General features: G+C 60.6%; 20 protein-coding genes. 10 read left to right on the plus strand and 10 right to left on the minus strand.

The features are described from left to right. Positions 1-107: 107 nt before the first annotated feature. Complete coding sequence (locus GJR98_RS15905; protein ID WP_151139725.1) at positions 108-515, minus strand: VOC family protein; 408 nt, start codon at positions 513-515, stop codon at positions 108-110. A gap of 415 nt (positions 516-930) precedes the next feature. On the opposite strand from GJR98_RS15905, the gene GJR98_RS15910 reads away from it, so the two are divergent. After that, the gene (locus tag GJR98_RS15910; protein ID WP_151139916.1) at positions 931-2,064 is read left to right on the plus strand and encodes an MFS transporter; all 1,134 of its coding nucleotides are present in this window, start codon (positions 931-933) and stop codon (positions 2,062-2,064) included. A 90-nt stretch (positions 2,065-2,154) separates the two neighbouring features. Here GJR98_RS15910 and GJR98_RS15915 read toward each other — a convergent pair whose 3' ends face one another. The 8 genes from GJR98_RS15915 to GJR98_RS15950 form a co-directional block, all read right to left on the minus strand. Next, the gene (locus tag GJR98_RS15915) at positions 2,155-2,682 is read right to left on the minus strand and encodes a 3-isopropylmalate dehydratase small subunit (RefSeq protein ID WP_151139726.1); all 528 of its coding nucleotides are present in this window, start codon (positions 2,680-2,682) and stop codon (positions 2,155-2,157) included. Continuing rightward, positions 2,679-3,992 (minus strand): 3-isopropylmalate dehydratase large subunit, encoded by a 1,314-nt coding sequence (locus tag GJR98_RS15920; protein WP_151139727.1) that lies wholly within the window; start codon positions 3,990-3,992, stop codon positions 2,679-2,681. The genes GJR98_RS15915 and GJR98_RS15920 overlap by 4 nt, the downstream gene beginning before the upstream one ends. A 3-nt stretch (positions 3,993-3,995) precedes the next feature. After that, the gene (locus GJR98_RS15925; RefSeq protein WP_151139728.1) at positions 3,996-4,955 is read right to left on the minus strand and encodes a hydroxymethylglutaryl-CoA lyase; all 960 of its coding nucleotides are present in this window, start codon (positions 4,953-4,955) and stop codon (positions 3,996-3,998) included. Beyond that, positions 4,952-6,157: a CaiB/BaiF CoA transferase family protein gene (locus GJR98_RS15930; RefSeq protein ID WP_151139729.1), complete on the minus strand. Its 1,206-nt coding sequence runs from the start codon at positions 6,155-6,157 to the stop codon at positions 4,952-4,954. The genes GJR98_RS15925 and GJR98_RS15930 overlap by 4 nt, the downstream gene beginning before the upstream one ends. A gap of 113 nt (positions 6,158-6,270) precedes the next feature. Beyond that, complete coding sequence (locus tag GJR98_RS15935) at positions 6,271-7,671, minus strand: dihydroorotase (protein WP_151139730.1); 1,401 nt, start codon at positions 7,669-7,671, stop codon at positions 6,271-6,273. Further along, the gene (locus GJR98_RS15940; RefSeq protein ID WP_151139731.1) at positions 7,668-8,327 is read right to left on the minus strand and encodes an isochorismatase family protein; all 660 of its coding nucleotides are present in this window, start codon (positions 8,325-8,327) and stop codon (positions 7,668-7,670) included. Before GJR98_RS15940 ends, GJR98_RS15935 begins: the two co-directional genes overlap by 4 nt. A 66-nt stretch (positions 8,328-8,393) precedes the next feature. Next, a complete protein-coding gene (locus GJR98_RS15945; protein ID WP_151139732.1) occupies positions 8,394-9,371 on the minus strand; it encodes an LLM class flavin-dependent oxidoreductase in 978 nt (325 codons plus the stop codon). Further along, positions 9,368-9,793 carry a nuclear transport factor 2 family protein gene (locus GJR98_RS15950; RefSeq protein WP_151139733.1) on the minus strand — a complete coding sequence of 142 codons (426 nt, stop codon included), beginning with the start codon at positions 9,791-9,793 and terminating at the stop codon, positions 9,368-9,370. Before GJR98_RS15950 ends, GJR98_RS15945 begins: the two co-directional genes overlap by 4 nt. A 140-nt stretch (positions 9,794-9,933) precedes the next feature. Here GJR98_RS15950 and GJR98_RS15955 point away from each other — a divergent pair, with 140 nt between their 5' ends. The 9 genes from GJR98_RS15955 (at position 9,934) to GJR98_RS15995 (ending at position 20,081) form a co-directional block, all read left to right on the plus strand. Next, complete coding sequence (locus GJR98_RS15955; protein ID WP_151139734.1) at positions 9,934-11,367, plus strand: FAD-dependent oxidoreductase; 1,434 nt, start codon at positions 9,934-9,936, stop codon at positions 11,365-11,367. A 229-nt stretch (positions 11,368-11,596) separates the two neighbouring features. Continuing rightward, on the plus strand, positions 11,597-12,922 hold the full coding sequence (locus GJR98_RS15960; protein WP_151139735.1) for an ABC transporter substrate-binding protein: 1,326 nt from the start codon (positions 11,597-11,599) through the stop codon (positions 12,920-12,922). An 86-nt stretch (positions 12,923-13,008) separates the two neighbouring features. Continuing rightward, complete coding sequence (locus tag GJR98_RS15965) at positions 13,009-13,974, plus strand: branched-chain amino acid ABC transporter permease (protein WP_151139736.1); 966 nt, start codon at positions 13,009-13,011, stop codon at positions 13,972-13,974. After that, the gene (locus GJR98_RS15970; protein ID WP_151139737.1) at positions 13,971-15,047 is read left to right on the plus strand and encodes a branched-chain amino acid ABC transporter permease; all 1,077 of its coding nucleotides are present in this window, start codon (positions 13,971-13,973) and stop codon (positions 15,045-15,047) included. The genes GJR98_RS15965 and GJR98_RS15970 overlap by 4 nt, the downstream gene beginning before the upstream one ends. Beyond that, positions 15,047-15,811, plus strand: coding sequence for an ABC transporter ATP-binding protein (locus GJR98_RS15975; RefSeq protein WP_151139738.1), 765 nt, complete (start codon positions 15,047-15,049; stop codon positions 15,809-15,811). The genes GJR98_RS15970 and GJR98_RS15975 overlap by 1 nt, the downstream gene beginning before the upstream one ends. Next, complete coding sequence (locus GJR98_RS15980) at positions 15,804-16,508, plus strand: ABC transporter ATP-binding protein (protein ID WP_151139739.1); 705 nt, start codon at positions 15,804-15,806, stop codon at positions 16,506-16,508. The genes GJR98_RS15975 and GJR98_RS15980 overlap by 8 nt, the downstream gene beginning before the upstream one ends. A 1-nt stretch (position 16,509) precedes the next feature. Beyond that, positions 16,510-17,838 carry an MmgE/PrpD family protein gene (locus GJR98_RS15985; protein ID WP_151139740.1) on the plus strand — a complete coding sequence of 443 codons (1,329 nt, stop codon included), beginning with the start codon at positions 16,510-16,512 and terminating at the stop codon, positions 17,836-17,838. A 30-nt stretch (positions 17,839-17,868) separates the two neighbouring features. Continuing rightward, on the plus strand, positions 17,869-19,239 hold the full coding sequence (locus tag GJR98_RS15990) for an MmgE/PrpD family protein (RefSeq protein ID WP_151139741.1): 1,371 nt from the start codon (positions 17,869-17,871) through the stop codon (positions 19,237-19,239). A 71-nt stretch (positions 19,240-19,310) separates the two neighbouring features. Then, positions 19,311-20,081 carry an IclR family transcriptional regulator gene (locus tag GJR98_RS15995; RefSeq protein WP_151139742.1) on the plus strand — a complete coding sequence of 257 codons (771 nt, stop codon included), beginning with the start codon at positions 19,311-19,313 and terminating at the stop codon, positions 20,079-20,081. Positions 20,082-20,731: 650 nt separating this feature from the next. Here GJR98_RS15995 and GJR98_RS16000 read toward each other — a convergent pair. Beyond that, positions 20,732-21,823: a guanosine monophosphate reductase gene (locus tag GJR98_RS16000; RefSeq protein ID WP_151139743.1), complete on the minus strand. Its 1,092-nt coding sequence runs from the start codon at positions 21,821-21,823 to the stop codon at positions 20,732-20,734. Between the last annotated feature and the right edge of the window lie 53 nt (positions 21,824-21,876).

A 21,876-nucleotide genomic window follows, 5' to 3' on the forward strand; every position in this document is an offset into this window, starting at 1 on the left:
GATGATTTTCTGAGACATGTGCATTCACAGAAAGTCTTGGATCGACGTATCTACTCACCTACAACCGATTCAGTACCGCCGCTCAGTATTGTGCAGTTTTTAAAATACTATGGGTTCCCCTCGTCGGGTTGTGCTTTCAATTCCAACGTGTATCCAAATGGGTCCGTGACGTACACTGCGGGAGCGACACCGGTCGCACCGAGTGGTTCGAGCTGTCGGTCGACCTCGACTCCCGCCGCGTCGAGATGCTCTTGGAGTTCGTCGATGGTGTGGTCGAACTCGATGGCGACGTGGTCGAAGGCCCGGTCGGTCGGCGGGTGGAAATCTTCTGTCGGTTGGAGGTGGATGATACTCACAGGTGTGAGGCGGACGGAGATGAACGGCTTCTCATCCGACTCGAACAGGTCCCGGTTCTCGATGTCGAATCCAAGTGCATCGCCGTAAAACTCGACGGCGTCGTCGACGGCGTCGTCGGGGATGCGTAAGTTGACGTGGTCTATCGCTGTTGCCTCCATACCCCGGGGTTCGCGGGGGTATCAGGTAAATACTCACTCGGCGGCGAGCGATGCACAGACCGACTGTCAGTTATCTGATTAAACTTATGGTTGTTTATAGTGATGGTTGTTTTCTAACCTAATCTAAAACCTAGATATGGCAGGTTTTTCCAGTATCTCCCCACACTATAATAGTCAAAGCGATTTTTCCATTATATGCTGTAGAATTATGTAAAAGTTTATTATTGTAGTGTGGGCGACTCAGCTGGAAGGTCACTACCTGAGAACGAAACACACCGATTCGGGGGCAGACGAGAGTAAACCGGACCACCAACGATTCCGGAACCGTAATTCATTGGTAGCAGGTCGGCATACGAACCGTGTGGACCAACAGCGTGCATCCGACGGACACCTCCTCGCAGGCTATCGAGGTCGGATGTTGCTTACCGTCTCGCTCGCGTGGGCAGTGCTCCAGGCGGGACGATTCCTCTTATCACCGCTTCTCCCGACTATCATCGAAGATTTACAGATTACCGAAGCGACCGCGGGCCTCGCGCTCGCCCTCTTTCAAGGCGTCTACGCCATCACCCAGTATCCGGGCGGTGAGTACTCTGACCGATGGACGCGAGCGACACTCATCGTGCCCGGACTCGCGTTACTCGTACTCGGATTCGCGACCTTCGGTATCGCAGGCGGCCTCGCGGGGTTCGTCCTCGCCGCCGTCGTGACTGGCCTAGGAAAAGGATTTTTCGCCATCCCCTCTCGTGCGCTCCTCTCAGACCTCTTCGTCGAGCAGCGCGGCCGGGCACTCGGTCTCTACGCAGCAGGCACCGACCTCGGTGGACTCCTCGCGTCTGGACTCGCTATCCTCGCGCTCACCTACGCGACGTGGCGCACGCCGTTCATCCCCATCGCCATCCTCCTCGGCATCCTCACCATCATTTTCGCTATCTGGTCGGCAGAAGGCTACACAGTAGGGTCACCAGAACTCGACGCAACCGGAACGGCTCGGCGACTCCTCGCGAGTCCGAAACAACGTCGGACACTGGTCGCGTTCGGCCTCTTCTACTTCATGGTCGGTGGGTTCATCAACTTCTTTCCGACGTACCTCATCGAGGCGAAAGGGTTCGACCAACAACTGGCGAGTGCGACGTTCGCCGTCGTCTTCGGGGTTGGAATCGCCATCAAGCCCGTTGCAGGCGGACTGAGCGACCGATTCCGAAGAGAATCCATCGCTGTCATCGGCCTCCTCGTCGCCGCCGGCGCACTCGCGCTCCTCGCGTTCGCAGACGCGCGGGCGTTCATCTACCTCTCCGTCGTCGTGTTGGCTATCGGCTACAAGATGGAGTTCCCCCTCGCAGACGCCATCATCTTCGACAATGCACCAGAAGACGACCGAGGGGCCGACCTGGGCGCTGCACGTGCGTTCTTCCTCGGTGCGAACGCAGTCGGTCCAGCGTACGTCGGTATCGTCGCGACGTACCTGAGCTACGTCGCCGCCTTTGCCGGCCTCGCAGTCTGTCTGGTCGTCGCCGCTGGCCTCCTCTACTGGGATGCGAGAATCAGATAAAACCGGAATCCCGTATCGAAACTGCGTGTCAGTGGGTGCCTCTGTGGAAGTCGTCAGTCGATTCGTCTGTGTCGACCGTCGAGTGCCCGCTCAACGGTCGAGTTTGGCTTTCGTGTAGGCTTTCAGCCCTCCTCGTTCGACGAGTGTCTGGAGGAACGATGGAAGCGCCTCGGCATCGTACTGTTCGTCTTTGGTGTGGTTGACGACGATGCCCGCGTCCAGGTCCATGTGAATCTCGTCGCCGTCGTCGATTGCATCCGCACCCGGACAGATAAGCACGGGTAACCCGAGATTGATAGCGTTTCGGAAGAAGATTCGCGCAAACGACTGCGCGACGACGCCCGAGACGCCTGCGCCGACGAGTGAGAGCGGAGAGTGTTCCCGCGACGACCCGCTTCCGAAGTTCTCTCCGGCGACGACGAAGTCCCCGGGTTCGACAGTTTCGGAGAACTCAGGTCTGAGGTCTTCGAACGCGTGTTCTGCGAGTTCGTCCGGGTCAGACGAGACGATAAAGCGCGACGGTGTTATCTGGTCAGTATCGATGTTGTCACCGAACACCCACGCGCGCGCTGGTTCACTCGGGTCTGGGCGAGAAGTGGTGTCACTCGGGTCCGTCATGGAAGAACCTCCGCGAAGATGGTGTCGTCGTAGCGATTCGTCTCGATGTCTCGTGGGTCGGTGATTTCACCGTAGAGCGCACTCGCACCGACGGTCGCCGGACTAGCGAGGTACACCTCCGAGTCCATCGAGCCTTCACGTCCGGGGAAGTTCCGGTTCGCCGTCGCGAGACAGATGTCTCCGTCTCCGAGAACCCCTTGATGGTACCCTGCACAGGGTCCGCAACCGGCGTTTTGGATGATTGCACCAGCGTCGGTGAGTGTCTCGAAGACGCCCGTGTGGAGCATGTGTGTATAGACAGATTTCGAAGCGGGAACGACGACCATTCGAACGTTCGGGGCGAGCGTTTCGCCCGCCAGAATGTCGGCGACGATTTTGATGTCTTCGTACCGGCCGTTCGTACAGGTCCCGACGAACAGTTGGTCGATCTCTGTTCCTTCGACGTCGGTGACGTCAACGGCGTTCTCTGGGTTCGATGGCTTCGACACCTGTGGGGCCAACTCGGTGGCGTCGTAGGTGTGAACCGACTCGTAGTCGGCGTCGTCGTCCGAGTGGAACGCGTCGCTCAGGTCGATGTCGTTCCCGGTCTGTCGCTCGAGGTACTCGGCAGTTCGTTCGTCCGGGGGAACGATGCCCGTCTTGCCGCCCATCTCGATCGCCATGTTCGACAGGACGAGTCGTTCGTGAACCGGGAGTGATTCGATGGTGCTCCCGGTGTACTCCGCGGCTTTGTAGGTACACCCATCGAAGCCAACGTCACCGATGAACCGGAGAATCAGGTCCTTCGCGTAGACGCCGTCTTGCAGGTCACCGTGGACGTCGAATCGCATCGTCTGGGGGACGCGGAACCAGAGTTCGCCGGTCGCGAGCGCAGTCCCGAGGTCGGTCGAACCGACGCCGGTTCCGAACGCGCCAATGCCACCGTAGGTCGTCGAGTGTGAGTCCGCTCCGATGACGAGGTCACCCGGTTTGACGAACCCCTCTTCGACGAGGACAGCGTGGCAGATGCCGTCGCCGACGTCGAACTGATTCGCGCCGTGTTTGGCGGCGAAGTCGCGAACCGCATTGTGGTTGTTCGCAGCCTGCACTCCGTCGGCCGGGGCGTGGTGGTCGATTGTGAAGATGGTACGGTCGGGCGCGAACAGGTCAGCATCTTCGCCCGCCACCTCGTGGAACGTCTGGAACGCGAGCGGACCCGTGATATCGTGCGCCATCGCCACGTCGATTTGGGCTTCGACGTAGTCGCCGGCGCGGGCGTCGGAACCGGACTTCTCCGAGAGGAGTTTCTCTGCGAGTGTCTTTCCTGGCATGGTTCACTTCTCCTGTTGGTCTGACGCGACGGTTTCGAGCACGCGCTCGACCGTCCCTCCCATGAGGACGTGACTGGTCGCTCCGAGGCCGAGTCGATCCGACACGTCGTGAGCGACCGATTCGATGCGGCCGAAGTCGACGCCGTGGCCGACACCCATCCGCGTGAGCATCTGGACGAGGTCCTCTGTCGGCGTGTTGCCAACGCCGGACATCCCCTCTGGGAGGACGACGCCGCCACCGAGACCGCAGACTGACGCGTCGAATCGGTCGACGCCGACTGCCATGGCAGCGAGTGTGTTCGCGAGGCTCATCCCGTTCGTGTCGTGCAGGTGAAGCCCCATATCGAGGTCCGGGTGAGCGTCGAACGCCGCACTGAACCGCTCGGTAATCTCAACCGGATTTGCGAGGCCCATCGTTGTCGCGAGCGTCACCTCGTCGACGCCGGATTCGACGACACTGTCGACGACCGAGAGCGTCTCCTCGGCGTCGATTTGCCCCTCGTACGGGCAGTAGAAACTCGTCCCCATCCCCGCTTCGACTTCGATGTCGTGGGCGTGGGCGAGTTCGACGATGTCGTCCATCTCGGCGAGGACTTCCTCGCGCGTCCGGTTTTGGTTCTTCTTCGTGTACGTCTCGCTCACCGTGACGAGCGCGTTTACTTTGTCGACGTCGGCCTCGACGGCGCGTTCCATGCCGACGAGATTCGGAACGAGTGCCCGATAGGTCACGTCGTCGTAGCGAGTGATTTGCTTCGCCACATCGTCGGCGTCACGAAGCGTCGGGACGGCCTTGGGGTGCGTGAACGACGAGATTTCGATTTCGTCCACGCCAGTCGCCGACAGCGCATCGATTATTTCGACTTTCTCGTCGGTTGGCACGAAGTCGTCGAGACGCTGGAATCCGTCGCGCGGGAGCATCTCGACCACGTGAATCTGGTCTGGAAGGTTTTCGAGTAAGTTCATATTACGCCCTCTGCTTCGAGTTCGCCGAGGAACTCATCGTCGTATCCGAGCCGTTCGCGGAACACGACGTCGTTGTGTTCACCCAAGCTCGGCCCGAGGTACTTCACCTGCCCCGGCGTCTCCGAGAATCTGGGGAATGCGTTCTGGACGACTGCCTCACCGAGGTCGGGGTCGTCGACGGTCAAGAACGCCTCGCGCGCCTGATAGTGCTCGTCGTTCAGGATGTCTTCGACGTTGTACACCGGTGCGAGCGTAGCGTCAGCTTCTTCGAACGCAGTGAGAATCTCTTCGCGAGTGTGCTCGTCCATCCAGCTTTGGATGATGTCGTCAAGTTCCTCCACGTTCTCGACACGGTCTTCGTTCGTCTCGAACCGTGGGTCGTCTATCAGGTCGGGCCGACCGATTGCCTCGAACGTCCGCTCTGCGAGCGGTTGGGCGCTCGCAGAGATAGCGACCCAGCGGTCGTCTCCAGTTCGGTACACGTTCCGCGGGGCAGACGACGTCGAGCGGTTGCCCGACCGTGCCTCAATCTCGCCGAGCTGGTCGTAGCGGAGTGGTTGTGGACCAAGTAACCCGAAGATGGGTTCGATGAGGCTCGTATCGATGTACTGCCCACCACCGCCGTGGACGTCACGGTGGTAGAGTGCGAACATCACTGCGAACGTCGAGAACAACGCTGCGATGTTGTCTGCAAGTCCCGTCGGCGGGAGCAACGGTGGTGAGTCCGGAAAGCCGTTCAAGTAGGCGAATCCCGACATTGCCTCTGCGAGCGTCCCGAATCCGGGGCGTTCGGAGTACGGTCCCGTCTGGCCGAATCCAGACATCCGAAGCATGACGAGGTCAGGGTTCACCGCAGAGAGGTGTTCCCAACCGACGCCCCACCGTTCGAGGGTGCCGGGTCGGAAGTTCTCGATGAGGAGGTCTGCCTCGCTCACGAGATCTTCGAACACCGTCGCCCCCTCCTCGGTGGAGATGTTCAGGGTGACTGATTGTTTGTTCCGTGAGAGGTACTTGTGCCAGAGGCCGACGCCGTCTTTCTGTGGGCCGAATCGTCGGATGTGGTCGCCGAACTTCGGGTGTTCGATTTTGATGACCGTCGCCCCGAAGTCGGCCATGAAGCGGCCGACCGTCGGGCCCGAAATCATCGACCCTGCCTCGAGGACGACGAGGCCGTCGAGTGGTCCGTTCGTGTCGTTTGTCATATCGTATGTGTCTCGTTCGTGTGTATCGTGGTGCGTTCGTCTGCTGGTTCAGTGTCCGTCCGGGGTTGTTCGAGTCGGTTGGTAGTGACCGGTATCCGCTGTGGGTCGGTCGCCTACACTGGTCGGTCGATGTGAGTTCCGAATCCCTTCGTGCCGACGATGTCGCCGTCGTCGTACGCGAGTTGGCCTTTCACCACAGTCTGTGTGGGCCACCCAGTGACGTCGCGACCTTCGTACGGCGAATAGCCACTGACGCTGTGGAGCAGTTCGGGTGTCACCGTCTTCGTCTCGTCGAGGTCGACGACGACGAGGTCGGCGTCGCTCCCCACTCGGATTGTGCCCTTCTTGGGGTAGAGGTTGAACGCCTTCGCAGCGTTCGTACTCGTCACCTCGACGGCGCGTTCGAGAGAGATGCGGCCTTCGTTGACGCCCTCCGAGAGGATGAGCGGGAGCATCACCGGCGTCGAGGGGAATCCGAGGAGACTGTCGCGGATCCCGTCGCCGAACTTGTTCTCGGCGAGGTTGGCACAGTGGTCGGTCCCGATGGTCGAGATGGTTCCGTCGGCGAGTCGCTTCCAGAGTGTCTCCTGGTCGTCTTTCGACCGGACCGGCGGGTTGACTTTCATCCGCTCGTCACACTCCTCGGTGGTCAGCGCGAGATAGTGGATACAGGTCTCGCCCCACGTCTGATAGCCGGCGTCGTGGAGTGCGGCGAGTTCGTCGGCGGTCTGCCCGGCAGAGATGTGGACCGCGTAGAATCGGTCGTCGTAGCCGTGGACCTTCGCGAGGGACGACCCCGCGACCATACTCTGTGTTTCGGCGTATCCGGGGAACTCTTCGACCATCACTTCGTAGCCCTCGTCGGCGTCGGCGTCGGTGTCGTCGGATTCGGAGGTGACGTAGACGTTTCCGCCGGCGAGGGCGTTCGTTATCTCCACGTTCTCCGAGTGGTAGCCGAGCGTCGTCGGGACGTCCTGTTCGGCGAGTTTCTGGATGAAGGCGTCGCCGAAGTCGTCTTTCATGTCGCAGTCGACGCCGAACTTCTCGCGGGCGGCGTACTTGTAGTTCATGTACCACTTGAACGTCGTGATACCGAACTCGTCGATGATGGTCGGAATCTCCTCGACGTGCTCCATCGACAGGAGGCCGAGCGAGAAGAAGTAGTCGTGGTAGTAGTTGGGTTCCGCCTCGTCGAAGTACTCCGGCATGATGTCGGCGTAGGCACCTGCACGGCGGAAGTAGTTGCCAATCGTGGTCACACCGCCGACGAGGTCGGATTTCGACTCAGACTCGGCGTCTGCTTCCAACCCGCGGTAGATGCCGTGGTGTGTGTGCGGGTCGATTGCGCCGGGAAGAACGTACTTTCCAGTCGCGTCGATTTCCGTCTCGCCTTCGAGTGTCCCGGGTGCCGCGATAGCCGCGATGGTCTCACCATCGGCCGCGACGTCTGCGTCGAAGGTTCCGTGTTCGGGTGTGACGACAGTTCCGTTCGTGATGACGAGGTCGTACGTCATAGGGTCTCGACCCACGCTTTCACGTCGTCGGTCTCCAGCACCTCGGCGTACTTCATCCACAGGTCGAGGAGGCCAATCTTGTGTGAGGCCTCGATGCGGTCGAAGATGCACTCCTGTGGGAGGATGACGCTGAACCCGTTTTGCTTCGCGTCCACTGCCGTCGCCCGGACACACCCACTCGTGGAGTTGCCGACGATGATGACCGAGTCGTGGTCACCGCGGACGAGTCGAGAGAGGAGGTCGGTCCCGTAGAACGCCGAGGCGTAGGACTTGTCGATGACGGTGTCGCCTTCCTCGGGTGCGACGGGGTCGACGATGTCGAGGTCCGGGTGGTCGGAGTCGTCGTAACTCGACGGGACGACTCGGGTGTACGTCACCGGAAGTCCCTCCTCGCGCGCGAAGTCGAGGAATGGGTCGATGTACTCGATAGCGTTCCACGCGATGTCGCCCATCGCGGTTCGATACTCCTCGACGGCGTCGAGGATGGGGACGTTCTCGCCGACGATGAGTCGCTGCATGTCGATGACGAGAACCATCGGGTTCTCGCCCATGCCGCGTGACTCCCACGACGAGGCGCCCTCCTTGTCGTAACCAGCCTTCGTGATGACCTGTTTATCCTGTTCAGATAGCAGGTCCTCCCAGATACGGTCTGTCATGACTCGCTTCGACTGAGATGCGATGGCATCCAGCATAAAAGTACGGCACGAACAGGGACAGTCATGTTACGGTGCAAACACCTCCAGCGTTCGCGCAACCCAGTCTCTGTCGACACCACCTGGCGCGCGGACGATGGGAAGGTCGACACCCATCTCGCGGAGTTCGGCGAGCCGGCCACGGGCTTCGTCTGGTGTACCGACGATTGCGACGAGGTCGAGGAAGGCCTCGGAGATTTCTTGCGCACCAGCTTCGGTCGTCGATGCCGCCCGAACAGCCGCGACGTCGTCGCTGAACCCTGCCTGCTCAGCCGCACGGTCGTAGTAGCCCGGAACGTCACGCAAGTAGTATGCGACGTGTTCGGCCGCCGCACGTCGCGCCTCATCGGGGTCGTCGTGAACTGCGGTGAGGACGTACATCGCGACGTCGATGTCGGCGACAGCGCGCCCGGCGCGGTCGGCTCCCGTTTCGAGCCACTCTAGTGCCTCGTCGAACTGTGGACGCGGATAGAGGTTGGGAACCCACCCATCGGCAACCTGCCCGGTGAGTCTGACGTTCCCCGGGCCGAGAGCGCCGTTGTAGATTGGGACCTCCTTACGAACGGGTTCGAACGCATCCCAGAAACTCGTCCGCTCGGGTGTGAAGAATTCCCCGTCGAACGAGTCGGCATCGCCACGGAGGTACCGGCGGACGAGTTCGACGTACTCGTGCATCCGCGCGAGTGGGCGCTCGAACGGGACCCCGTGGAACGTCTCGACGACGCCGGGGTGAGCGACGCCGAGTCCGAGAATCGCACGACCGTCCGAGTGGGCGTCGAGTGTCGCTGTCGCCGCTGCGAGCGTCGCTGGTGTGCGGGAGTACACGTTGACGATGCCGGTCGCGAGGCCGATTTCTTCTGTGTGGACAGCCCACCGTTCCAGTTTTCCGAACGCGGTCATCCCCTGGCCCTCGGCGGCCCACGCCGACTCGTATCCCAGTTCCTCTGCGCGAACGACGAGCGATGGGTCGTCTCGAAGCGCGAAGAGAACACCCGTTCTGGCGGTCATTCCTCCTCGCTCGGCACGTCCGCCTCGACACTGTCGGTCGACGTCTCCGGTTCGACGGCGACGACACCATCCGCCGCCAAGTCGTTCCAGATGTCGAGTCGTTCGATGAGTCCCCGGCGGACTTCGTACACGTCGACGTACCGCACGTCTCCGAACTCGACGCCATCGTTGTCGACGCCGTAGAGGCTCCCGATACTGACGACGGTGTCACCCGCCTCGATCCAGCGGTCGAACTCTTTTGCGGCCCACTCGTACCGCGGTGCGAGGAAATCGAGGAACTCGTAGGCTGCGGTCGGCCCCTCAAACGTCGCACCAGGGAGCGTGATAACTGCGTCCTCGGCGAACAGGTCGCCGACGGTGTTTCTCCTGTCGTCCTCCATCCGGTCGAAGAACTCTTCGACGATGACTCGTGGTGAGTCCATGGTACCAGCGTGTTCCCAAACACCATAGCCTTCACTCCCGTCAACCCCTGTAATCTGGTTGCCTTGTTTTTCACACGCGTACGCGAGCGGGAGGCAGCAGCTGGCGGTAGTTTTACGAGAGAGTCTGACTAGCAGGGTCCATGGATGAGCAAGCCAAGCGAACACCCAGCGATAGCGTCGCCGAAGTCGTCTCGGCAGCTGATGTCGACTGGGACATCGACACCGACGTTCTCGTCGCCGGCGGAGGAGGGACCGGGTTGGTCGCCGCGCTGGCGGCCAGTGAGAACACAGACATCCGTGTGACTGTCTTAGAAAAGGCACCACACTGTGGCGGCAATACATCGCTTTCGACGGGCATGATTCCCGCCGCGGGGACGCACCTCCAACGGGACGCAGGCATCGAAGAGACACCCGCCGACATGGCCCGGGACATTCTGGAGAAAAACGGGTATCAAGCAGACGAAGACCGCGTCAGGTATCTCTGCGAGGAGAGCGCGAACCTCATCCACTGGTTGGTCGACGACTGGGATATCACCCTCCACCTCGTCGACGACTTCAAGTATCCCAAACACTCCGAGTACCGGATGCACGCCCCCGACGGGAGGAACGGTGAGAACCTCGTCGCAGAACTCGTCGAACGTATCGAAACGACGCCGAACATCGAACTCTTGACGAACGCACCCGTGACGAAACTCGTCGCTGAGGACGGCGCTGTACGTGGCGTCGTCGCTGGACTCACCCGCGATGAAGCAATCGAAGCGAAGAAGGTCATCCTCGGAACCGACGGATTCGCCGGGAACCGTGAGATGGTCACAGAGTACTGCGAGGAGGATATCGAACGGGCACTTTACTTCGGGTCGGATGGGAACACTGGCGACGGTGTGCGCTTCGGCGCAGAACTCGGCGGCGAACTCGCCTGTATGGACGCCTATCAGGGGCACGCGACCGTTGCGAGCCAGACGGGCATGCTCTCTACCTACGCAGTCACGATGAACGGTGGCATCCTGGTCAACGAAGACGGCGAACGGTTCGGCGACGAGTCGTCTGGATACAGTGAGTTCGCCATCGACGTGTTGAAACAACCCGGTGGGCAGGCGGTGCAACTGTTCGACGAGCGCATCTTCCAGAAGCTACAGGGTGAATTCGACGACTTCGACGAAGCAGTCGAACACGGGACGTACCACAGCGCCGACTCAGTCGAAGCACTCGCAGACCGTCTCGGGAGTGATGGGGAACGGGCCGCAGAGACCGTCGCCGCGTACAACGAGGCCGCCGCAGCGGGAGAACCGGACGAGGTGGGCCGAGTCGATGGGTCCCACCCACTCGAAGCCCCGTTCTACGGCACCAAAGTGACGGGGTCGCTGTTCCACACGCAAGGCGGTTTGGTCGTAGACGAGCACGCGCGAGTCCTGAGAACAGACGGCAGCGTCGTTGCGAACCTCTATGCCGGCGGCGGAACCGCCTGCGGAATCAGCGGTCACGGGGCGGGCGGGTATCTCTCTGGTAACGGACTGACGACGGCACTCGGATACGGCCGACTCGCAGGGATCCACGCGAGAGAGTCACTCGAATAACGCGCTGTTTTCGGGTGCATTCGCGTCGCTCTTCACCGGTTGTTCTGGGGCGAATCGATACGTGTTAGCTATCGACATGGGACATCGTTGGTAGAATATGAAATATCGAAGACTGAAGCACTATCGATGCCGAATTCAACATATCCAGAAGGTGAACGTCCGCAATACCTGACAAAGTAGGTATACGAGTATTTATTATGGTGAACCGCTAACCCCGAGAACGATTGCCATGGGTAAGACTCTCAAGTCTTCGACGAGCAACAGGCGACGCTTCCTCAAAGCAACGGGCGCGAGCGTCGCGGCACTGACACTGGCTGGATGTACGAGCGACGACGCTGGCGGCAGCGGCGACTCGGGCGGGTCTGGCGGCGATTCGGGTGGTTCTGGTGGGTCCGGCGGCGGCCAGGGAACCACGACCAGCGCTCCGCAACAATCAGTCGACGAGATTATCATCGGTTCGAACCACCCGCTCTCCGGTGGCCTCGCTGCCACGGGTGTCGGGATGAGTAACGCCATCAAACTCGCCGCGATGCGGAAGAACGAGGAAGGTGGCATCGAATCGCTCGATGGCGCACAAGTGAAAGTCATCGAAGGTGACAACCAGGGGAAACAAGAACTCGGTGGACAGGTGAGCGAAGAACTACTCAGTGACGGCGCACACGTCCTCACCGGATGTTACTCCTCCCCGGTTACGACGGCGGCGACGCAGGTCGCAGAGCGACAGGGCGTCCCGTTTGTCGTCTCGATTGCCGCGGCGGACAACATTCTGCAAGGCCGTGGATTCAACTACGTCTACCGACCACAACCCCCAGCACGACGGCTGGCGAGCGACTACGCGGACCTCGTTCCGAAAGTCATCCGCGATGGTGGCGGCACAGTCGACACAGCGGGACTGTTCTACATCAACAACAGTTACGGCCAAGCGATTCGCGATGGCCTTCGGGAGTTCCTCCCAGAACAGAACGTCGAAATCGTCGAAGAGACGGCCATCGAGTTCGGCGCGTCGAACGCGAACACGCAAGTCTCGAAACTACGCAGTGCCGACCCCGACACAATTATCGCCTCGACGTACGTCGCCGGCGGCGTCCTTCTCGCACAGGCACTGCAGGACCAGGACTACCGTCCGCCGTACCTCACTGCCTCCGCGTCGGCGACGTTTACCGACGACAAAGCCGTCAGCGACATCGGCGACTTCGCAAACGGTGTGATGGACAACAACTACGCACTGAACCCGACCATCGACAAGACCCAAGAAGTCCGGTCACAGTTCCTCGACAACTACGAACAGGAGTTCTCTGCATCCGTGGGGATGGCCTACACGGCAGCAGAGGTCATCATTCAGGCACTCGAAGAAGCTGGGAGCGACGACCCAGACGACATCAACGAAGCGCTGAAGAACCTCAGGTACGACGACCACATCTCCGCGATGGGTGCCATCGAGTTCAACGAAGAGGGTGAGAACGTCAACGCCCTCGGCCCAGTGAACCAGGTGCAAGACCTCTCGGTCAAAGTCGTCTATCCAGACGAGTACGCAGAGGCCCCGCCACAGGTCTAAATCAGCGTACACGTCAACGAATCACCTCAATAAAAGATGGATACCTTTTATGGCAGTTGCCAACAACCCACGAGCGTAGAAACCGCATGCGACACCTAGTCACATCGGTCGCCCCACTTCCCTTACAAGGAGGTGGCATCGACCGGTTCATAGAACCCTTTGCACAGTTCCTGACCGACTTCGCCAACATGGAGCCCGTTCTCCTCCAGTTGCTCGCGTTCGGCCTCCTCCTCGGAGGCGTATACGCGCTCACGGCACTCGGCCTGACGATGATATTCGGCGTCATGGACGTCATCAACTTCGCCCACGGCGTGTTCCTCGTCGTCGGGATGTACACCGTGTGGCTGGTCTCGACTGCCATCGGAATCAGCCCCTTCGTCGGCATTCCAATCGCTGCTGCCGTCCTGTTCGTGTTGGGCGTCGGCGTCCACATCCTGACAGTCGAGCCGATTATCGAAGCACCCCAACAGAACCAACTCATCGCGACACTCGGTGTCTTGCTGATAATCCAGTCCGCCATCGAGATCATCTTCACGCCCGACCCACAACAGGTCGACCTCTCACTAGGGTCGCTTCAGGTTGGTGGCGTGTTCATCCCACTCGGGCAGTTCTATGCCCTCCTCATCGCTCTCGGGACGATGCTCGGTGTCCGTGCGTTCTTGAACCAAACCGACCTCGGTCGGAAGATTCGCGGTACGGCCGACAATCGTGACGGTGCTCGCTACGTCGGAATCAACGTCCCGCAGATCAACTACCTCACGTTCGGCATCGGCGCCGCCCTCGCAGGTGTCGCTGGCGGTTCGATTGCGCTGTTCCAGCGGTTCGACCCCTTCACTGGCGAGACGTACCTCATCAACGCGTTCGTCATCGTCATCCTCGGTGGTCTCGGGTCGTTCCCCGGAGCATTCGTCGGCGGACTCATCGTCGGCATGATTCAGGTGTTCGGCGGGTACTACCTCCCCGGAACGACCTCGCAGATACTCATCTTCCTGCTGTTCATCTTGACACTCCTCGTGAAACCCGAGGGCCTCTTCGGAGGTGCTAACGCATGAGCACGCTCGACTCAGTCCGCGAAGGGTACCAGACGTTCGACGACCAGCGATTCGCACCGGTCGTGAAGGGTGCGGCACTGTTCGGTCTCCTCGCGGCACTCCCCTACATCATCGAGATCGACATCGCCGGAATGGAACTCGCGGCGACACTGAGCCTCAAAGTGCTCATCCTCACCATCATCTACGCGTACACCGCGCAGGCGTGGAACATCATGTCCGGCTACACTGGACAGTTCTCCTTCGGGCACGCCGCATTCTTCGGTATCGGTGCGTACGCGACACAGTTACTCCTGGTCGACATCGGGCTCAACCCCTGGCTCGGAATGCTCATCGGGGGTGTCATCGCAGGGCTGTACGGCCTCGTGATTGGTGCACTCTCGTTCAGATTCAACCTCAAGGGCCACTACTTCGCACTGGCGACGCTCGCGTTCGCCGAACTCCTTCGGTTCGTCGTTACCAACATGTCCGAACTGAACGGCGCAAATGGCTACTTCAAGCCGTTCCCCCGTGACTATGGGGCGGAGTACGGACTCGCTGCCTTCCAGTTCCAGACCGATCTCCCGTACTACTACGTCATCCTCGGATTCCTGTTCGTCGTGACACTCGTCTCGTGGGCCATCAAGAACTCGTGGGTTGGACTCTACTTCTTCGCCATCCGTGAAGACGAACGGGCCGCCGCGAGCGTTGGCGTGCCATCGTTCCGATACAAACTCATCGGTATTGCCGTGAGCGCCTTCTTCACTGCCCTCGGCGGTGCGTACTGGTCGATGTACTTCAACACGATTCGCCCCGACACCGTCTTCGCGCTGTTCAAGAACGTCGAGATACTCCTGCCCGCCGTCGTCGGTGGGCCGGGGACGCTTATCGGCCCCATCGTCGGGTCCTTCATCGTCACCCCCGTCAGCGAAGTCGCGCGTACGACGTTCTCCAACATCAACGGTCTCGACCGCATCATCTACGGAGCGTTCCTCGTCGCCATCGTCATCTACTCCCCACAGGGTGTGGTGAGTTGGCCGAGTCGCGCCAGAGCGCTCTGGAATCGTGTCCGCAGTGACGAGGAGGTGAGTGAGTGATGGCAGCAGCTGACGACGATTCGTTCGAACGGGATGGAGAGACGCTCCTCACCGTCGAAGGTGTCGGGAAGCGCTTTGCAGGGCTGCAAGCGCTCGATAACGTCGACATGACCGTCAAGCGCGGCGAGATTATCGGGCTCATCGGCCCCAACGGGGCGGGTAAGACGACGCTGTTCAACTGCATCAGCGGGGTCTTTCCCCCCACCTCAGGAACAGTCACACTGGAGGGAGAGGACGTCTCGGGAATGCCCTCCCACAAGATTGCGCGGGCGGGACTTGCACGAACGTTCCAGATTACGCGCCCGCTCGAAGAACTCACCGTCGCCGAGAACGTGATGGTGGGAGCACACATTCACACTCGCCGCCGTGGAGAGGCGCGCGACATCGCCATGGAGAGTCTCGAATTCGTCGGTCTCGCAGATCGCGCAGACGAAGAGGCAGGCGAACTCACTGTAGGCGCGCAGAAACGACTCGAACTGGCCCGCGCAATCGCGACGCAGCCGTCGATTCTCCTCCTCGACGAGATTATGGCCGGACTCACCCCACAAGAGTCGAAGCAGATGCTTGGGCTGTTCCGTCAACTCCGCGAGCGCGGGACGAGCCTCCTCATCATCGAACACGACATGAAAGCAATCATGAACATCTCGGACTACGTGAAGGTACTCGACCAAGGACAGGGAATCGCCTTCGGCAAACCCGCGGAAGTCGTCGAAGACGACCGTGTCATCGAGGCGTACATCGGAGGGTTCGACGTCGATGCTTGAACTCGAAGGTGTCCGCGCCGGCTACGACGAAATCGAAGTACTCCACGGCGTGGACATGCACGTCGGCGAAGGCGAAATCGTCGCACTCATCGGCTCGAACGGTGCGGGCAAGACCACGACGATGCGAACCATCTGCGGTATCCTCTCGCCGAGTCACGGAACCATCACCTACCGGGGAGAGGAGATTCAACGGGAGCCTTCGCACGAAATCGTCGAGCGCGGCATCGTGCAGGTTCCGGAGAATCGCGACCTCTTCACCAACATGACGGTGATAGACAACTTGCTCCTCGGGGCGCAAACGGACGAAGCAAAGGAGAATCGTGAGGAGAACCTCGCCGAGATGCTCGACCTCTTTCCCCGACTCGAAGAGCGCAAGAAACAGCGGGCAGGGACGATGTCTGGCGGTGAACAGCAGATGTTGACGCTCGCACGCGCCCTGATGGGCGAACCAGACTTACTCATCCTCGACGAGCCGTCGATTGGACTCGCACCACAGCTCGTTCAGGAAGTGTTCGACGTGGTCGAAGAGATTCACCAACAGGGAGTCACTGTCCTCATGGTCGAACAGAACGTCCAACAGACGCTTCAGCTGGCCGACCGCGGGTACGTCATGGAGAACGGCCGAATCAGTATGAGTGCGAGCGGTGACGAACTCCTCGAAGACGACAGCGTCGTCGAGGCGTACCTCGGGGTGTGAGATGAACGAAGCGACGCTCGCATCGTTCGTCTCGGCACTCGACCGAGAAGATATTCCGGACGACGTCGCCGACCGTGGGTCACTCGTCATCGCGGACACGGTGGGCGCCATCCTCGGCGGGGCGTCCGACCCTGCAGTGTCGTCGCTCACCCGAGCGTGGGCAGCCGAAAACGGGGGACAGGCGACGCTCATGGGGACGGCAGGCGAACGAACGTCTGCGTACCGTGCAGCGTTCATCAACGCGACTTCCGGGACTGTCCTCGAACTGGACGAAGGCCACCGATTTGCCGCGGGTCACCCGGCGATTCACGTCTTACCAGCGCTCCTCGCCGACGGTGAGTCGTCGTACCGAAGCGGCGACGAACTCCTGACCGCATTCGTCGCCGGGTACGAGACAGCGGTTCGCGTCGCCGAGATGGTCGTCCCGTTGGCAGACGGCGTCCATCCCCACGGTGTGTGGGGTGGCGTCGGAACTGCTGCAGCAATCGCTAGACTCCGCGAACTCGACGCCGAGACGACACTCAACGCGATGCGTATCGCCGCGAACTACGCACAGCACACGCGGTTCGAAGCGGCAACCGACGGTGCGACGGTCCGAAACAGTTACGCAGGCATGAGCAACCTCTCGGGGATTATCGCCGTCGAACAGGCCGAAGCAGGGTTCACCGGTCTAGAAGACGGTATCGCACTCCACCTCTCGTCGGTTGCTGCCGGCGAACCAGAGCGGGCCGCCCTCTCCGATGGCTTGGGCGACCGATGGGAGATTGAACGGGGCTATTTCAAAGTTCACGCAGCGTGTCGATACACACACGCAGTCCTCGACGCAGTCGAAACAGTCGCCAGTGAACAGGACATCGGCGCTGCCGACGTCGAGGGAGTGTCCGTCGAGACGTATCCTGCAGCAGCGTCGCTGTCGAACACCCGTCCGAAGAACACCTTACAGGCGAAGTTCTCGGTTCCCTTCGCCGTCGCTTCGGCGTTGACGACCGGTGACACCGGGAAACTCTCGTTCACCGACGAAGCACTGACCGAAGAAGCGCTCACGCTCTCCGAACGTGTCGAGGTCACCGCCACCGACGAATTCGCCTCGCGCGTCCCTGACGAACGCGGGGCACGGGTGACTATCGAGACGGTCGACGGCGACGTATTCTCCCACGAAGTGCGGGCCGCACGCGGTGGTGAGCACGACCCGTTCACCGAATCTGACCTCAGAACCAAATTCGACCAACTCGTCGTACCCGTCGTCGGCGACGAGAGCGTCGACGGCCTCTGGACGGCTGCCCGCGAACCCGCCGCTCCCCGCGTTCTCTGTGCCCTGACCCGGGCCTGAGACACTCCCCCTCCTCATTCGACCCAAACCATGATACCACAGACAGCAGTTCGAGATTGGGAACGACAGGTGTACGACTTTTTGAACAACGAGGTCCCACCCGATGTCCGAGCGACCGGACAGCGTGTCGTCGCGGACGTACTCGCAGCCACCGTGGCGGGTTCCGCGGCACCACAGAACGCATCGGTCTTTCGAGAGGTGACACTCGCGGACGGTCCAGCCTCCGTCCTCGGAACCGACCGGCGCACAGACCCAGCGCAAGCGGCCCTCCTGAACGTGACTGCCGCGATAACACAAGAGATAGAAGAAGGCCACAACCGAGGCGGCCACGTCGGTGCGAGCATCGTCGCCGGCGCCGTCGGCGTGGCGGAGGCGTTCGACGTCGACGGAGAGACGTTCGTCGACGCGTGTATCAGGTCGTACGAACTCTGTACCCGCTTCGAATACGCCATCTTCGCGATGAAGGCCAGACTCAACGACGCGGTTCCGTGGCTCGTCCGAGACCCACACTCGACGTGGACGACCCTCGGCCCGGCGTTGACTGCCGCCGTCTGCATGGGCCACTCCCGAGACGAGGTGCGCGAAACAGTCCGGACGGCGTTGAATCTCGCCGTCGTCTCGATGCACGACCCTTTCGCAGAGGGAGCGCCATCGCGGAACTTCACTGCGGGGTTCTCTGCACAGGCGGGTGTGAGTGCCGCGACACTCGCCGGAGCCGGTCTCCGTGGTTCTGCCGCGGCGATGGAAGCGGTGTACGACCCCTTCGAGACGCTGCTCGGCGACGGCGAGTTCGTCGACCTCTTCGACTCGCTCGGAACGGAGTGGTGGATAACGGAAGTGTACCACAAGCCGTACCCCTCCTGTCGGTACACCCACGCCCCACTCGACGCCCTGCGAGACGCCGGGGCCGATGGTCTCGGTCCCGAAGACGTCGACCACATCGACGTGTACACCTACCGGAACGGCGTCGACATGGGCCACACGCGTCCGGACACGCTGACTGCAGCAAAGTTCTCGACACCGTACGTCCTCGCCAGATGGGTCGCCGACGGAGAACTCACGCTCGACCACTTCCTCGACGATGCACTCGAAGAGGAGACAGTACAGGCACTCTCAGAACGCGTTCACCTCTACGCAGACAACGCGTACGAGCGAGCGTTCCCGGAGAAGTGGGGTGCGCGCGTTGAAGTGGTCGCGAACGACGGAACGCAGTACGTTGGAGAACGAGACGTCCCGCGTGGCGACTACAGGGACCCGCTCACAGAGACGATTCTCACCGCTCGTAACCGCGACCTGCTCGTGTATGGTCTCGGCTCGGACGACGTCGACGACGCGGTTGATGCGCTCTCGTCGATGGATTCGAAAACAGTCTCGGCGATTGTAGATGGGCTGACGGCGTAAGACCGAACAATCGTTCTGCACTGCCGAACCCAATCCGAACAATTATTGCGAATCTCGCTAACTGGTACCATATGGATACAGGCGAGCCCGGTGGGAGCGGATTAATCGGCGCTACGAAAACGTCGTTCGGCATCGTCGAACACCTGCGTGAGGAAGGTACCTGTGGTGTCTCTGAGGTCTCTGCGGAGCTCGGGATATCGAAGAGCACTGCACACAGCCACCTCCAAACGCTCGCACACCTCGGTTACGTCGTCCGGGTCGACGGGGAGTACGCGTTGAGTCTCAAATTCCTAGACCTCGGAGACCACGCACGGACGCGACACGCACTCTACCACGCCTCGATTGGAGAGATGGACGAACTGGTCGACGCGGTTGGAGAGCGCGGGCAGGTGATGGTCGAAGAGAACGGACGCGGTGTGTACATCTACCAAGTGAAATCAGAACAAGGACTCCAGACGGACTCGCACATCGGGACTACCGTCGACCTCCACACGACTGCCGTCGGAAAGTCCTATCTCGCCTTCTGCGACGAAGCGCGCCGAGACGACATCCTTGCCGGCGACCTGCCACAACTCACGTCGAAGACCATCGACGACCGGGAGGCCCTCGAAACCGAGTTGGCAGCGATTCGAGAGCGTGGGTACGCCTTCAACGACGAAGAACGAATCACCGGAATGCGGGCCGTCGGCGCACCAATCCTCTCGGATGACGAGACCATCCTCGGTTCGATTAGCGTGTCGGGCCCGACCACCCGAATGAAAGGTGAGTGGTACCACAAAGACGTTCCAGAGATGGTGACGCAGGCCGCTCGCGTCATCGGTATTCGAGCGACGTACTCGTAGTTCGGCCCTGCCGAACACCCGTTCTGTACCGGTCGTTTGGTGAACGGTTCATGGAGACAGTGCTTCGTACGGTTTAGACGGTGTTCGTCGTTCGAATCAACTCGGGAACCATTACACGACTACAGTTGTAACATCTTTAGTCCACCACAGTCCGCTCCCCCTCGTCTACACCCTCGAAATAGACTCGGTGACACTGAAACATATAATATAGACTTCATAGTAAATTTTTAGATACTATTGGAAGAACGTGTGAGAAGCAAGTTCTGTACGAACAAATCGTTCTCGATGGAGACGTCGCAACGAGATAGCCATATTGCACGGATACAAGCGTCATGTGGTGCCAGAACACGAAGCAATCTGCAGGATTTGGTCGAATCCCAGGACAGTCGTATCGAGGTCGAGATTTCGGACATACAGGTACCGTATTCCTAGCGATTTGACTGGCTTTGGTAGATCTAGCTCCAATTACACACTCTCGAAGGAACAGAGGCACAATCGTCACAGAGATATTACTGTTTGCAATATTAGTAATATTATTGAAATAGTCAGCCACCGACACCTGAGAACGGCGCAGCTCGTGGGAGCGCTCCGCAGTGTCGACACGGGCGAGACAACCAGCGACCAAAAACAGTGACGGTGAATTAACGCGGTCAGTCGGCGAGTGGCGCGTGCACGTCGCGTTCACGTTCGTCGGCTGTCTCGCCGGCGGATTCTTCCGTGAACACGACGCCGTGTGCACCCTCGCGTTCCTTCGCGCTCGCGGCGACACGGACGAAGGACGCGTTCTCGCGGGCAGCAGCTATCGTGTGGCCACCGCAGTAACTCACACCAGATCGAATGCCTGCGAGGAACTCCTCGACGAGTGGTTCGACGGGGCCTTTGTACGGAGTCAGTGCTTCGACGCCTTCGCCCGTGACGACGTCGCTCTGTTTGTCGTCGCGGTCGGACGCCGCCTCGGTCGAGGCCATCCCACGAGACCGTTTGTACGCATCGCCCCCAACTTCGACGACGTGTCCCGGCGCTTCGTCAGTCCCAGCGAAGAAACTGCCCATCATCACGGTGTCCGCGCCCGCCATGAGTGCCTTCGCCGCGTCGCCCGACGTGCGGATGCCGCCATCGGCCATGACGTGGATGCCGAGGTCGTGCGCTCGCTCGGCGCAGTTCGAGACTGCAGTCAGTTGCGGGAATCCAGCACCGGCGACTTCACGCGTCGTACAGTGAGACCCGGGGCCAACACCAACTTTCACACATCCAGCGCCAGCCTCCCAGAGGTCTTCGACGGCAGCAGGTGTGACGACGTTGCCAGCGACGATTTCGGGGTCGAACTCGTCGCGAATGTGAGCAACTGCATCCAGACACCGTTCCATGTGGCCGTGTGCGATGTCCATGACGATTGCGTCGGCACCAGCGTCGAGGAGTGCCGCAGTCCGTTCGAGGTACGCTTCGTTGATGCCGACTGCGCCAGCGACGGTGCCACCGTTCTCGGCGACCTGTCGCACCTGAGCTGCCTGCTCGTCGATGTCGAGGAACCGGTGGACGACACCGAGACCACCACAGTCTGAGAGCGTGGTTGCGAGTTCAGTTTCGGTGACGGTGTCCATCGCCGCACTGACGAGTGGTGCCTCCAATTGCAAACTCGGCGTCACGTTGGTCGAAAGTTCCACGTCGCTTCGGCTGTCGACCGGTGAGCGCTGTGGAATCAGCAATACGTCTCCATACGAGAGTCCTGTGCGAATCTCCATCGTAACCCTCCACAGCGGATGGGACGTGCCGATATAGTTCCGAGGGAGGCGGC

The sequence above is a fragment of the Haloferax marinisediminis genome (genome assembly GCF_009674585.1).
GTDB lineage: Archaea > Halobacteriota > Halobacteria > Halobacteriales > Haloferacaceae > Haloferax > Haloferax marinisediminis.